Source organism: Hymenobacter sp. HDW8 (assembly GCF_011305775.1).
GTDB lineage: Bacteria > Bacteroidota > Bacteroidia > Cytophagales > Hymenobacteraceae > Hymenobacter > Hymenobacter radiodurans.
Window position 1 is genome coordinate 578,679 of record NZ_CP049907.1, and the last position, 13,706, is coordinate 592,384.

Annotated in this window: 7 protein-coding genes; 6 read left to right on the forward strand and 1 reads right to left on the reverse strand. The window is 59.3% G+C overall.

The genetic code is table 11. The features are described 5' to 3' along the window. Nucleotides 1-105: 105 nt before the first annotated feature. The 6 genes from G7064_RS02530 to G7064_RS02555 all read left to right on the forward strand — a co-directional run bounded on the left by G7064_RS02530 (nucleotide 106) and on the right by G7064_RS02555 (nucleotide 13,036). Entirely contained in the window at nucleotides 106-1,017 is a 912-nt protein-coding gene (locus G7064_RS02530) for an ABC transporter ATP-binding protein (protein WP_166072316.1), read from the forward strand. After that, the gene (locus G7064_RS02535) at nucleotides 1,014-4,622 is read left to right on the forward strand and encodes an ABC transporter permease/M1 family aminopeptidase (RefSeq protein ID WP_166072317.1); all 3,609 of its coding nucleotides are present in this window, start codon (nucleotides 1,014-1,016) and stop codon (nucleotides 4,620-4,622) included. The genes G7064_RS02530 and G7064_RS02535 overlap by 4 nt, the downstream gene beginning before the upstream one ends. A gap of 452 nt (nucleotides 4,623-5,074) precedes the next feature. After that, the gene (locus G7064_RS02540) at nucleotides 5,075-9,658 is read left to right on the forward strand and encodes a gliding motility-associated C-terminal domain-containing protein (protein ID WP_166072318.1); all 4,584 of its coding nucleotides are present in this window, start codon (nucleotides 5,075-5,077) and stop codon (nucleotides 9,656-9,658) included. A 72-nt stretch (nucleotides 9,659-9,730) separates the two neighbouring features. Next, on the forward strand, nucleotides 9,731-10,705 hold the full coding sequence (locus tag G7064_RS02545) for a type IX secretion system membrane protein PorP/SprF (RefSeq protein WP_166072320.1): 975 nt from the start codon (nucleotides 9,731-9,733) through the stop codon (nucleotides 10,703-10,705). 194 nt (nucleotides 10,706-10,899) lie between these two features. Further along, complete coding sequence (locus tag G7064_RS02550; protein WP_240935679.1) at nucleotides 10,900-11,904, forward strand: alpha/beta hydrolase; 1,005 nt, start codon at nucleotides 10,900-10,902, stop codon at nucleotides 11,902-11,904. A 91-nt stretch (nucleotides 11,905-11,995) separates the two neighbouring features. Further along, nucleotides 11,996-13,036, forward strand: a complete 1,041-nt coding sequence (locus G7064_RS02555; RefSeq protein WP_240935681.1) for a pectinesterase family protein — start codon at nucleotides 11,996-11,998, stop codon at nucleotides 13,034-13,036. 232 nt (nucleotides 13,037-13,268) lie between these two features. Here the strand turns inward: G7064_RS02555 and G7064_RS02560 are convergent, their stop codons facing one another. Further along, complete coding sequence (locus tag G7064_RS02560) at nucleotides 13,269-13,697, reverse strand: EamA family transporter (protein WP_166072321.1); 429 nt, start codon at nucleotides 13,695-13,697, stop codon at nucleotides 13,269-13,271. Between the last annotated feature and the right edge of the window lie 9 nt (nucleotides 13,698-13,706).

The window sequence follows — 13,706 nt, forward strand, 5'->3', positions numbered from 1 at the left end:
ATATATTTCGTGCTTTATCTCTGACGCTCCTCCCTATTCACGGCTGCTTGCCCGCTCCCCTCTTGCACTAGTTACCCCTCCTTCTTACCTGCTTATTGAGCCCTTATGGAATTACGGATTCGCCATGTCTCCAAGAGTTATGCTAACGGCGTACAGGCGCTGAAGGACATCAACCTGACCATTCCGGCGGGGATGTACGGCCTGCTCGGCCCGAACGGCGCCGGCAAATCCACGCTGATGCGCACCATTGCTACCCTACAGGAGCCGGATGCCGGCACTATTCACCTCGGCAACCTGGATGTACTCCAACAGCCCGACGAGGTGCGCCAAACCCTGGGCTACCTGCCCCAGGAATTTGGTGTGTATCCGAAAGCCCGGGCGGAAGACCTGCTCGATTATTTTGCCATTCTAAAGGGTATTACCGACCGCCGGGCGCGACAGGAAGTGGTGGAGGCGTTGCTCAGACAAACAAACCTGTGGGAGGTGCGCCGGCAAAAGCTGGGGGGCTTTTCTGGGGGTATGCGCCAGCGCTTCGGGGTGGCCGTAGCCTTGTTAGGGAAACCCAAGCTGCTGATTGTAGATGAACCCACCGCGGGCCTCGACCCGGCCGAGCGGGTCCGCTTTCTGAATTTGCTCAGCGAGTTGGGTGAGAACAGCGTGGTCATTCTGTCCACCCACATCGTGGAAGATGTAGCGGAGCTTTGTACCCGCATGGCTATTATCAACCAAGGCGAAATCTTGCTCGAGACTGAGCCCCTACGAGCCGTGGAGGAGTTACAGGGACGAATTTGGCGTCGCATTGTGGAGAAAAGTGCCTTGCCCCAGTTGGAGCAGGAACACCGCGTCATCTCCACCAAGCTCCTGAGCGGCCGCACGCTCGTACACATCTACAGCGAGGAAACGCCCGGCGCCGGCTTCGACCCGGTGGCGCCTGATCTGGAAGATGTGTATTTCAGCACCATGGCCGGGCACTACGGTCAGGAAGTGGCAGCTGAAGCGAAGCACGTCCAGCCATGAAAGTAGGGCCCATCTTTCGATATGAATTCCGCTACCAGTGGAATCAGGCCTCAACCTGGCTGTTTTTCGGGGTGTTGCTGGTATTACCGCTCCTGCTGACTAAGCTCAGCACCCCCGCCGACGGGAGCTACCACAATTCTCCTTCCTCTATCGCTTTTTTCACCGTTTTCAGCAACCTGCTCTGGCTCATAATGGCGGGGGCCATAAGCGGCGACGCGGCGGCCCGCGATGTGCAGACACGCATGCACCCGCTCATGTACACTGTTCCCGTGAGCAAGGCAAACTACTTAGGCGGCCGGTTTCTGGCGGCTTTCACACTGAATACATTGCTGCTGCTGGCCGTACCGGCCGGCCTGCTGCTAGGCTTCTATTCTCCGGGTAGCAGGGCGCAATTGCTGGGTCCGTTTCGGCCGGAGGCCTACCTTTCCGCATTTGGCTTGCTGGCCTTGCCTGTGGCTTTGGTCGGCACAACCGTCCAATTTGGGCTGGCGGTGCTGCGCGGCCGGGCCATCGCCAGTTACGTCGGCAGCGTGCTCCTGTTCTTTGCTTCCCATTTCATCCTGATGATAGTGGCTAAGCTCGTGGGTTGGTGGGACCTGGTCAAGCTGCTGGATTTGGTGGGCTTCGGCGGAGTAGTGGGCAGCGAACTGGAAACCTGGACCGAAGCGGAAAAGAACACGCGCCTCATTGCGCTGCAAGGCTTATTTCTCTGGAACCGCCTCCTGTGGCTGGGCTTTGCGGGGGGCTTTTTGGCCTTCGTCTACCACCGCTTTCAGTTAACTTCCCCGGCCATCCGCCGTGGGTGGAGCTGGCGCCGCCAGCCAAAGGGGCGGGCAACCGCGCCCACCCTGACAACTGGGGAAAGCCGCCCGATTATGGTTCCGGCCGTTGCCCGCCCCTTTGGCTGGGCCACCTATGCCTACCAAACCCTCGCCGTGGCGTGGTCATCCTACGGTAAAATGGCCCGTAGCTGGGGTGGGCTCCCACTCGTGGCGGCTATAGCGCTGGGCTCGGCGCTGCTCGGGTCCGAGTTTATGCAGCAGAATACTATTCCACTATTCCCCACCACCCAGCAGGTAGTTTACTTTCTAACCAATGCCGTGGGTGATGTGAAAACGCCCTGGATAATTATTCCGCTGCTGATTGTGTACTTCGCTGGGGAGTTAGTCTGGCGCGAACGGGAAGCGGGCTTGAGTGAGATAACCGACACGGCCCCGGTGCCCGAATGGGTCCTGCTGGGGGGCAAATTTCTGGGCCTCGGACTGCTAATCGTCACCTGGATGTCGCTCCTGCTGCTGGGAGGGATGCTGCTGCAAATAATTCTGGGGTATCAGCACTTCGAGGTTGGGCTGTACCTTAAAACCCTCTTTGGGCTGCAGCTAATCGAGTATCTGCTCTTTGCCCTGCTGGCCTTGGTGGTGCACGTGCTGGTCAACCAGAAATACGTGGGTCATTTGGCGCTGCTCCTCACCTTGGGGTTCATTGGCTTCGCCTCCAAATTGGGCATTCACCATCAACTGCTGGTTTTCGGTGCGGCTCCCGACTGGTCGTACACCGATATACGCGGCTTCGGGGCGTCCCTTGGCCCGTGGTTCTGGTTTAAGGGTTACTGGACTGGCTGGGCGCTGCTCCTGGCGGTGGTAGCGTGTCTGTTTTGGGCCCGCGGCAGGGAAAGCAGCCTCAGGCAGCGACTTCAGCGGGCGCGTCGCCGCGTTACGTTTCCTACCGCCGTGATGGCCGCGGTGGCAATAGGGCTGGTACTCACGCTGGGTGGTTTTATTTTCTACAACACGAACGGACTCAATGAGTACACCACCGCCCCTGACGTAGCGGAGCGCTTGGCCGAGTACGAGAGGCGCTACGGACGGTATGCGCACGTCCCGCAGCCACAGCCAACCAGCACCAAGCTGCATGTGGAGCTTTATCCCGCACGGCAGGCAGTTTCGATTCGGGGCACTTACCAGCTGATGAACTACACCGCCAAGACCATCGACTCCATTCACCTAGCAACTGCCCTGGGCGTAAAAACAGCCGATGTGTCCTTCAGCCGCCCGGCGGCGCAAGTACTGGCAGACGAGAAGTTGGGCCACCAGATCTACCGCTTGGCCAGCCCCCTCCGCCCCGGCGACTCCCTGCAGCTACGGTTCCGGGTACAGGCACAGCCGAAGGGTTTTCGCAATAACGGCGTGCATGCTTTGGTGGAAGCCAACGGCACCTACTTAATGAGTCAGGACGTGTTGCCCAGCATCGGCTATCAGCCCCTTCGCGAGCATAGGGAGGCCAGCATCCGCAAAAAATACAACCTCCCCTCACGCCCCGAAATCCCATCGCTATACGACGCAAAGGCAAGGCAGAAATCGCACCGAGGCGCTTGGACTGCTTTTGATGCAGTGGTGGGCACGGCGTTGGATCAAACTGCCGTAGCGCCGGGGGCATTACACCGGACCTGGACAGTCGGCGGGCGACGCTACTTTCACTACAAGACGGATGCCCCTATCCAGAACCAGGCTGCTTTCTTCTCCGCAGCGTACGCGGTGCGGAAAGCTCAGTGGCAGAGCCCTTCAGATGACTCCGGAAAGAAAATTTCTATCAGTTTCTATTACTATCCGGCGCACGCAGCGAATGTAGAACGCATGGTCCGTAGCGTGCTTGCCTCCTTAGACCATTACAGCGCTCAGTTTGGCACCTACCCCTACGGCCATCTCACGGTGGTGGAGCGCGCCGGCAACGAGGGGGAGTTGAATGCCGAAGCCAGCACCATTGATTACGGGGAGCAATTCGCCCTGATGAAGCCAGATGATGGCCCCCGGGGGTTCGACTTGCCCTACTACGTGCTGGCTCATGAGGTGGCGCATCAGTTTGGGGCCGGATATGCTTCCGTTGAGGGAGCTCCGGTGCTGGCGGAAGGCCTGGCGGTATATTCTGGTATGCAGGTGTTGGAAAAAGCATACGGGTACGGGCATTTGCGCCGCTACCTTAGTTTCCTGCGTCAGTCCTACGAGGTACCTCGCTCCCGCGCCATGGCACCTTTGCTGCGGGCCAATAATGCATTTTTGGGCTACCGCAAAGGCCCTCTTGCGCTGTATGCGCTTAGTCAGTACATCGGTCAGGAGCAGGTAAACGGGGCGCTCCGCCGGGTGCTTGCAAAACCCGACTCCGCCACCTCTACTCTAACGACTACCCTCGATCTGTATCGTGAACTCATGGCGGCCACGCCGGATTCGCTCCACTACCTGCTCCGCGACCTGTTCGAGACTAACACCTATTGGGACTTGGAAACCCGGCAAGCCACAGCCAAACGGACTGCCGCTGGCACTTGGCAGGTAACGCTTGATGTGCGGGCGCGCAAGCTGGTAGTCGACAGCGTGGGCGCCGAGCGCGAGCTACCCCTGAATGACTGGGTAGAGATTGGAGTTATTGCACCGCGCGGTAAGGAGGAATACGGACAGCCGCTCTACCGGCAGAAGCACTGCATCCGTTCTGGTGAGCAAACGATTACTGTAACGGTGCCTAGCCAGCCTGCGCGGGCCGGCATCGACCCATACCTGCTGCTGATTGATCTAAAGACTGATGATAACGTCGAGGAGGTAAAGATTGTAAAATGAATATCCAGAACTGACGCTCTCAGAAAGAGCCTCTTGTTCTGGGTAAAATGTATAATTGGAATTTTTGCCTAGCTCCTCAAAGCAAAATTCAGCTGAAGTTTCCCACTAGCGCAGCACCCAAACAATGGCTCGCCTAGGCGGCGCGGACAAAGTAAAGCCGGCACAAGGTGTAGCGATTAGTAGGTGGTATCAAGTCAAAACAGCGAGTTTAGGCAGGCATTCATGCGGTTGGCGTAACTAAACTGGTCGAAAATAGGCAAACAAGGGTCGCATTCATCACTATTCGGACATCGCGTTGCAGAATCTTGGCTGGCAGTGCGTAACTTTAGTGGAACTGGCTGGCAACGCTTTTTAGCAGTAACTGGCCATCAAGCTCCGTCCCTTCAAGGCAGCAAGAGGTGCTTTTCGTTCGGAGAACCCACTTGTCTGTCCGCCCACTTACCTACCCCACTATGCCCGCAGAGCTATCGCATCCTGCTTTATCTACTACTCGTATTTCCCGCTTGCATATTTCTAAGCCTGTCCAGCCAGCTATATCCTACAGCCGGTACTTAGTAAGCTGGCTACTAACCTTGCTGCTGTTGTTGAGTGGTGTAGCCAACACTGCCCTCGCACAAACGGCGCCCCCCGAGTGCAGCGAAGATGAGAAGTTCATCAATAACTGGTATTTCGGCTACCGGGCGGGGCTAGACTTCAACGAAGCCAGAGATACTATTCCGCCCGCGGTGCTGACCGATGGGCGGATGGTAGCGCCCGCCGGCTCCGGTGTGATGTCGGACAGGAATGGCAGCCTGCTCTTCTACACCAACGGCGACACCGTGTGGAGCCGCGACCACAACATCATGCTCAACGGCACAGGCATGGGGGGCAATCGCCTCACCACCGACGGCCCTTTGGCTATCAAACGGCCCGGTATAGTTCCTCCCGGTGCCCCAACGCGCTACTTTCTATTTACGCAAGATGCCCAAGGCGGCCCCAAGGGCCTGAGCTACTCAGAAATCGTGATTCCCGTAGGTGGGCAGGGCGAGGTAGTCGCAGCTACCAAAAATACGCTCCTCACCCGCGGCACGGCCGAAAAGATGACAGGCGTACTGCACAAGAACGGCTGTGACGTCTGGATAATCGTGCACGGCTGGGGTGCGGCAACCACCGGCACTGAGAACCGTGGTGACTCTTTTCTGGCGTACCGCGTGACGCCGGCCGGCGTGCAGCTCCCACCTATCATTTCGACCGTTGGGGCGCTACATGCGCCGAGTGTAGCGGCCCAGGGTTACCGCGGCCAGATGAAAGTGTCGCCCGACGGCGAGCAGTTGGCCGTGGCGCGCTTCAGCGAAGCCACCGATAGCAGCGGTACCGTCGAGCTGTTTGACTTCGATGCCGAAACAGGTGTAGTAAGCAACCCCCAAATTATTGACAGCAACGCGGGCCGTTACTACGGGGTCGAGTTTTCGCCCAGTCGCAACTACCTCTACGCCACGGTGCAAAGCCCACCCCAGCTGTTGCAATTCGATTTGAGTGCCACCAACATACCAGCCAGCAAGCAGGTCATTCCGCTCAACCAATCGCCCGCGGTCAATCTGGGCTCCATGCAGGCCGCCCCCGACGACAAGATTTACGTGGCTCGCGAAAACGGGCCCGCCGTTGGGTTCATCACCTACCCCGACTCGCTAGGGGCGAAAGCAGCTTACGCCGATGACAGCATAGCGCTGGGCGGTCGGCGCAGTGGGTTGGGACTGCCCAATTTCAACCAAAGCTCCTTGCTGCGAGTCGGCATTGGCGCGCAAATCACGGCTTGTCGGGAAATATCCTTTCAGGCCAGCTTCGCCGTTCAAACTCCCGATCTGGTGTATGCCTGGAGCTTCGGTGATGGCACCACTTCAACTCTAAAAGACCCCGTCCACACATACGCTACGCCCGGCGACTACACGGTGACGCTGCGCATTACCAATGACTGCTTTTGCCGCGAAACTCGGGGTATTATTCGAGTGCCGGCCCTGCCCCAGCCTGGGAGCATTGGCACCTCCCAGACGGTGTGCGCTGGAACAGCACCGGCTCCTTTGACCAGCACTGTCAATGCTTCGGGCGATGCCGGCCTGCCACTGGTTTACCAATGGGAGTCGTCCACGGATAATGCCACTTTCACGGCTATCAACGGAGCTACTGGCGCTACCTTCCAGCCGCCAGTTTCGCTGACGCCCGGCACTACCTATTTCCGGCGGCGCGCGCAATTACTGTTGCCTAGCGGATCAGGCCCTTACTGCACACCTAGCTTTACCGCGTCTGTAGCCATTACCGTAACCCCAGCCGTGACGGCTGGCACTATTGGCGCCGACCAAGCGGTGTGTGCCGGCAGCAGCGCCGCGCCGCTGACGAGCACCGCCCCGGCCACGGGTGGCACTGGTACGTTTACTTATCAGTGGGAATCATCAGCTGATAACATCACCTGGGGGGCAATTCCGGGCGCCACGGCCGAAACTTTTGCGCCGGGGTCCATCACAGCTACCACGTATTACCGGCGCCAAGTGCGCTCCGGCGCTTGCTCCACACCGCCTTCCAACGTGGTAACGCTGACGGTTGTGCCGGCCCTCACGGCCGGTCGCATCGCGGCCGATCAAACCCTCTGCGCGGGCTCTACACCAGCCCCTCTCACCAGCGAAACTCCAGGCACGGGCGGCACAGGCCAAATTGCTTACCAGTGGGAATCATCAGCGGATAATATAACCTGGTCGGCCATCGGTGGAGCCACTGGCCCCACGTATGCGCCGGGCCAACTTAGCGCCACCACTTATTTCCGGCGCCAAGCGGGCTCAGGCACTGCTTGTGCACCTGCCTTGTCCAATGTCATTACCATCACCGTGACGCCAGCGCTGACGGCCGGCACTATTGGCGCCGACCAAAGGGTATGTGCGGGCAGCCCCGTAGCGCCGCTGACCAGTACGGCGCCCCCTACGGGCGGTAACGGCACGTATGCGTATCAGTGGGAATCTTCCGGAAATAATGCCGATTGGGCGCCCATCGTCGGGGCCACCAGTGCCACCTATGCACCGGGCCCACTCGCTTCTGATACCTACTTCCGGCGGCGCGTAAACTCAGGGCCCTGTGCCCCACAGTATTCGCCTTCCGTAGCCATAATCGTGCTGCCCAACCTAACGGCTGGCAGCATTGCCTCCAGCCAAACCCTCTGCGCAGGCGCCACCCCGGCTCCGCTTATCAGCACCGGCGAGGCCGGTGGGGCGGGGAATATTACCTACCAATGGGAAACCTCCACGGATAATTCGACATGGACGCCCTTGGGCGGAGCTACTGGCCCCACGTATGCACCGGGCCAACTTAGCGCCACGACCTATTTCCGGCGCCAAGCTAATGCCAGTCCTGCCTGCGCTCCTGTATTTTCGAATGTAGTCACCATCACCGTTTTGCCCGCCCTAACGGCCGGCACGATTGGCACTGATCAGACGCTTTGTCCGGGCGCTACTCCCGCTTCTCTCACCAGCACGGCGGGTCCTGGTGGTGGCACGGGCACGTTTGAGTACCAGTGGGAATCATCGGGGAACAACGCGGATTGGGTGCCCATCGTCGGGGCTACTGGTGCTGGCTACTCACCTGGGCCGCTTGCTTCTACCACTTATTACCGCCGGCGCGTAACGTCAGGAACGTGCGGATCAGCGTACTCGCCTTCCGTTGTCCTGACGGTGCTGCCGGTGCTGAGCGCGGGCAGCATTGCAGCTGACCAGACTCTTTGCGCGGGCGCTACACCGGCCCCGCTCAGCAGTTCTAGTGCGGCTGGTGGTGGCACAGGCACGTTTGCTTACCAGTGGGAATCGTCGACAGATAACGCCACCTGGACAGCGATAAGTGGCGCCACCAACCCAACTTTCGCGCCTGGCGCACTTACGGCTACCACTTTCTTCCGCCGCCGCGTGACATCGGGCACCGGTACCTGCTCTACGGCGACTTCCAACGTAGTCACGATACAGGTGCAGCCCGTCGTAACTCCTACCGTAAGTCTGGCCGCCCCACCCGTGCAGTGCCCCGGTACTCCCCTCACCTTCACGGCCGTGGTTACTAATGCGGGGGCCTCACCTACTTTCGCTTGGTTCGTCAACAATGTGGCCGTAGCTAGCGGACCTACCTTTACCAGTAGCACGTTGGTTTCCGGCGACCAGGTACGCGTTGAAGTGGCGCCCACGGCGGGGCTGTGCAGTTCGGCTCCTGCTGTGGCTACAGTCACGGTGACGCGCACGCCTACGCCGCTGCCCACGCTCGCCATTACCGTGCAACCGGGCGGGCCGGTTTGCCTAGGCGCACCGCTTACCTTCAATCTGGCGAGTGTGACAGAGGCTGGCCCGAACCCTGAATACCAGTGGCAGGTAAATGGCAGCGACGTGGCAGGGGCTACGAGTCCAACCTTCACCAGCACGACGCTGCGCGCAGGCCAGACCGTGACGTTGCGCCTGCGCACAAACACAGCATGCGGGCAGCCCGTTACGGCCATATCGAATGGCATAGCCGTGCAAATTAGCCCCCCAGTGGATGTGGATGCCGGGCCCGACAAGGAAATTCTGGCGGGCACCTCCGTAGTATTGGAAGGCCGCGCCGATGGTACCTATCCCGTGACGTGGACGCCGCAGGCAGGGCTGACTTTTAGAGAAAATGATCCGTTGCGGCCCGTCGCCTCGCCCACTGTTACGACTACTTACACTATCTCGGCCGGGGAAGGCGGCTGCGCCGACAGCGACCAGGTGACGGTGACGGTCCGCCCGCCCATCCGCATTCCCAATGCCTTTACGCCGAACGGCGACGGCCGCGACGACACCTGGCAGATTGAGTTCATCGAGCAATTCCCAGACAATACGGTGAGCATATTCAACCGCTGGGGCAACCGGATCTTCTCGGCCGAAAACTACAGCCGGGCCAATGAGTGGAAGGGCGACATCAATGGGCAGCCCGCTCCGGTCGGCACCTACTATTACGTCGTCGTCACGAAAGGCCCGCTGGGCAAGTCCTACAGCGGATCAATTACGATTCTGTACTAACCAAAAAGTCCTGCGGCGCTGATCAAAGCAGGACTACTTTTCTCCTAGATAGACGCTAAGGCAATACCTGTTATGAAAAGAGCTCTAACTCTACTGCTGCCCCCGCTGCTGCTGCTGGCAACCCTGCCGGCTTTGGCCCAGCAGCAGGCGCAGTACAGCCAATACATGAATAATAACTACATTCTGAACCCTGGCGCTACTGGTGTGGAGGACTACATCGACGTTAAGTTCAGCTACCGCACCCAATGGACGGGCCTGGAAGGAGCGCCGAAGACGTACTATGCCAGCATTAATTCCTCGCTGGGCAAATGGCGCACCACCACCAAGCGCACCATCCGCGACCGGCGCCGGCCGTTTCACGCACTGGGGGGCTTTGTGTACAGGGACGAGACCGGGCCCACAAGCCGTACGGGTGCCTACGCTTCCTACGCTTATAACCTGGTTTTAAGACCTGACCTTCGGGCGGCATTGGGTGCGTCGATAGGCATGCAGCAGTTTGCCGTTGATGGGCAGAAGCTGCGCTTTTTTGACCCCACAACCGCTACGCCCAGTGCCGCCTCGCGGGTGCTGGATGGTTCGGTGGGATTGTGGGTGTATAGCTCTAATTTCTACGTTGGGGTGGCGGGCTCGCAGCTGCTGGGCAATAAGCTCGACTTCTCCTACGGACCAAACCAGTTGGGCGAAGGAGCGCCCGGCAACACCTTGAAGCGTCACTACTTCGCTACTGGCGGCGTACGGGTGCCGCTCAACAAAGATTGGTCACTGGTACCTTCATTGATGCTTAAGGCCGTCAACCCCGCTCCGCTCTCGCTCGACATCAACGCCAAGCTTAAGTACCAAGATCTGCTGTGGGCCGGCGTATCGTGGCGCGCCTTTGACTCGTTCGTGGGGATGGTGGGCCTCAGCTATGAGCAGCTCACCGTAGGCTATTCCTACGATGCGGGTCTCTCGGAGCTTAATGGCTACCACGGCGGCAGCCACGAGGTGATCGTAGGGTTGAGGCTGAAGAAAAAAGCGCAGGTGGTATGCACAAACCGGTTCTGGTAGGCATCCACACGTGCACTGCTGTGCATACTAGGCGGCGTATTCAACTTTAAAGCCATTCGCGGCACGTAGCACGCAGCGGGTTCTGGTGCTACTCGGACCAAGCATGGGCTTGGGTGTTGGATCCATGAGTGTGAGCACACCTTTTTGCCTCGCAGCTTATCTTGTCGCTGGATCTGCCTTCTACCCGTGCGCTGATGACTTTATTTCGCCATTTCAGATTACTTCCTCGGTTAGTCGTAGCCATCGTACTGCTGGTCATGGGGGTGCAGCCACTAGCCGCCCAACAGCCGCTTACGCGCGACACTTCCTTTACGGTGGCTAGCGCCCTGCGAAAAGCCCGCAAGGACAATCCAACCATTACTCTGGCCCAACCCGCGTTTCCCTCCACCATTCAAGCGCGGCGGAACCTGACCTACTGTACCGTGGGCGGGCGGCCATTGCAGCTCGATATCTTTTATCCGAAGGCGAAGCGCTCCCAAGGTTACCCGGCCGTGCTGCTTATCCACGGGGGCGGTTGGAGCTCCGGCGACCGCTCTCACCACGCGCCGATGGCCCAGCAGCTCGCCGCCAAGGGCTACGTGACGGTCACGGTAGAGTACCGCTTATCGCCGGAAGCCCGGTACCCGGCCGCCGTGACCGACCTAAAGGCCGCCGTGCGCTGGCTGCGGACTCAGGCGGGCACCTACCCCATCGACACTACTCGAATTGCCGTCTGGGGATTTTCGGCAGGAGGACAAATGGCCGCTTTACTGGGCACCACCAACGGCGACGCGCAGCTGGAGGGTTCGGCCTGTCAGACGAGCCGTTCCAGTCACGTGCAGGCCATCATTGATGTGGATGGTACGTTGGCATTTATCCATCCTGAGTCGGGGGAGGGCGATGACAGCCGAGGGCTTTCCGCCGCTACGCGCTGGTTTGGCGCATCCAAAACAGACCAGCCTGCCCTGTGGCACCAGGCTGGTGCCCTGAACCACATCACGGCCCAGACGCCACCCATTCTGTTCTTAAACAGTTCCGTCGACCGTATGCACGCGGGCCGCGACGACATGATCAAAAAACTGGATGCCTTCGGTATCTACCACGAGACGCATGTTTTTCCTAAGGCGCCGCACACGTTTCCCCTGTTCAACCCTTGGTTTGACTTAACCTTAGCACATACTGTCGCGTTCCTGGCTAAGGTTTTCCCGACGCGGCCATAACTTTGCCCCCCAGGAAGCTGCTGGGGGGCAAAATTATAGACCCCGCAACGACCGCAGCCCGCTGCCGGCGTCATCCTAAACTGTATAGCCTGTGCCGAAGCCTTCGTCTCCTGCCCTACGCCGCCTGCAGCCGTTGCGGTTTCTGCTACTAGGAGGCTGCCTGCTGTTGAGTGTAGCGGCCGCCCTAGCCCAAGATACTCCGGCGGCTCCGGCCAAAGCCGCGGTACCTTCCTTTTCGCAACCCGTGCGCCTGACCGTAGCGCCGGATGGCTCGGGCGACTACCGCAGCATTCAGGAGGCGGTGATGGCCGTGCGCGACTTCATGCAGGTGCGGGCTACCATCTATATCAAAAACGGCACCTACCGCGAAAAGCTGGTTATTCCGGCTCAGAAAACCAATATTACCCTGCTGGGCGAAAGCCGCGACGGCGTTGTCATCACCTTCAGCGACTACTCAGGCGACGCGGCCGGGCATACCACCTACACCTCCCACACGGTACGCGTCCAGGGCAACGACTTCTGGGCCGAGAACATCACCTTCGAAAACGCGGCTGGGCCAGTCGGGCAGGCTGTGGCCCTGCACGTGGAAGGCGACCGGGCCGTGTTTCGCCACTGCCGTATGCTAGGTCACCAGGACACGCTGTTTCTGGCCGTAGAAAACAGCCGCCAGTATTATCAAGATTGTTACATTGAGGGCACCACCGACTTCATCTTTGGCGCCAGCACGGCCGTGTTCGACCGTTGCACCATCCACAGCAAACGCGACTCCTACATCACGGCTGCCTCTACTACGCCCCGGCAGGCCTATGGGCTGGTGTTCCTCCAATGTCGTCTCACGGCAGCGCCCGAAGCGCAGAAGGTGTACCTAGGCCGACCTTGGCGGCCCCACGCGCGCACCGTATTTCTGCACTCGGAATTGGGTGCCCACATCACCGCCGCCGGCTGGGACAACTGGCGAAACCCACAAAACGAGCAGACCGCTTTCTACGCCGAATACCAGTCTACCGGGCCGGGAGCCCAGGCCACTGGGCGCGTGCCGTGGTCGCGGCAGTTGCGGGCTCGCGAAGCCCGGCGCTATACATTAGCCCGGATTTTTGCGGGCTCCACACCGTGGCAACCCACACCAGAGTAAGCTAGCGTTGCGGGTCGTTTTTTCGCGCTGGGGGGCTTTTTTGATGTTGCATGAAAGGCCGCGAAAATGGAACACAATCCTGAGTAGTTTACCTCAAACATTATACGCCTCGAATGAACTCATTCGGGGAGCGTCTACGCTATTCATGAAGCAACGGAGCCTTTGCGTATTATTAACTTTGGCTCACCTGTGGCCTGTTTAGAAATCGAACGTTGGCTAGGCGCTGAAACCGTTAATGACCTCTGGCGAGTAATACCACGCCGGCCACTATGAGCCCTACGCCCAGCACTTGGCCCAGCGTAATCTGCTCTCGTAGCACCAACCAACCCAGCACGGCGGCCACCGCCACCGAGCCGCCGACGATAATGGGCGTACCCACCGAGGCCGGTGCGCCTTTCGTGAACACGTAGAATGTCAAAATCTCAGCGATGCCCACGCTCAAACCCGCCAGACAGGAATACAGCACGCCCGTTTGAGAGATGCTCACTGGCTGCCGTGTAGCCTTGATATAAAGTAGCAAAAAGCCCCCCACAGCCGCCGCCACGAGCTGAAGCAGTACTGCCCCGGCTACTTGGTGAATGTTACCGGAGGCCAGCTTAATAAAGAAGTTATAAAGCCCGAGGCAGAGGGCTGTGATGACAGCCAACAAAAGCCAGTTCATGCAAATGGC